This is a genomic window from Variovorax defluvii (assembly GCF_039541515.1).
Lineage (GTDB): Bacteria > Pseudomonadota > Gammaproteobacteria > Burkholderiales > Burkholderiaceae_C > Variovorax > Variovorax defluvii.
Genome location: NZ_BAABGJ010000042.1, coordinates 1 through 1,138 on the forward strand (window position 1 = coordinate 1; position 1,138 = coordinate 1,138).

Below are 1,138 nucleotides of genomic sequence, written 5' to 3' on the forward strand. Positions count from 1 at the left end.
CGAGCGCCACCACGTGCCGCAGGCACGTCTGATCAATGGAAGTTCAGGGGACGCCAGTCCCCTGCAGGCAGCCTGCGGCTGCCGCGCCAGGGATGCGCAACGCGGCCGCAGGCCGTCCCCGCCAGGGGATGAGCGCGAAGGCGCGAACCTGGAGCAGCCCGACAGCGGCGCAGCCGCTGGGGCGCCCAAGACAAGATCGTTGCATTGCACGAACGTGCTGCTGCCCAAGGCATGCCGATCGGACCACGACGACCCAACAGGCACCAGCGCGAAGGCTCTGCCTAGACGACCGTCGATGCATCTTGCGGGCGAAGCGCCCGACCGGCCGGCCTCAGGACGCCACGCGGCGACCGGAGGTCGGCGCTCTGGGCCCTGGATGGCAAGGCGCGGGACTTCGTCGACGAATGGGCCAACCGCTGAGCACCGAAGGCCCCACAAAATGCGCTGAGCCCAGGCCAAGGCGAAGGCCAAGGCCCGCGGCGGCCAAGGAACAGCGCTCGCGCGCCGTGGTGCGCGCCACCACGCGAGGCTTGGCCGCCGGCCCTGCCGGCGGCGGCTGCGACGGGTCTGCGCGCTCAGGCCTGGATGCGCCCGGCCGCACGCGCCTCGCGCGCGTAAGCGCTCAGCCGCTTGTCGGGCCGAAAGTGCAGGTCCTGCTCTATCGGCAGGTTCATCAGGCCGCGCACGGCCGCCAGCGAGTGCAGGTCTACCAGCCCCAGCTCGGGACTGCCGAGCCCCAGGTCGCACAAGCCGAAGGCGACCTGACCCGTCTCGTCCAGTTCGGACAGCAACCAAGTCGCCCCGGCATCGGGCGTGAACAGCTTGACCACCGGATAGGGATCGAAGTCGTCGGTCGCTCGCGAAGTCCGGCCGTGGGCGATCAGCTGCTCGCGCTGCGCTTCGGTGATGAAATTGAACATGGTGTGCTCCTTCAACGGTTGCGGGCGGGATTGCCCGGGACCGTCCGGCGACACGGCGCGCGCAGCGGTCAAGGTTCGAAGACGGCCGTCAGGCCGCAAGCGCCCGCGAGGGCGCGCAGACCTTGAGGGCGAGCACGCCGTGGCAGCCTGAAGGGAACAGCAAGACCACCCTCCCGCCCCTCTGTCCTGCGCCTCTGCCTCACTGGCGTCCTGCCTTG

At 70.3% G+C, this 1,138-nt stretch carries 1 protein-coding gene; it reads right to left on the reverse strand.

Annotated features, from left to right (window positions below):
* Positions 1 to 575: 575 nt before the first annotated feature.
* Positions 576 to 920 carry a DUF2958 domain-containing protein gene (locus tag ABEA07_RS16050; RefSeq protein WP_345539060.1) on the reverse strand — a complete coding sequence of 115 codons (345 nt, stop codon included), beginning with the start codon at positions 918 to 920 and terminating at the stop codon, positions 576 to 578.
* Positions 921 to 1,138: the final 218 nt, after the last annotated feature.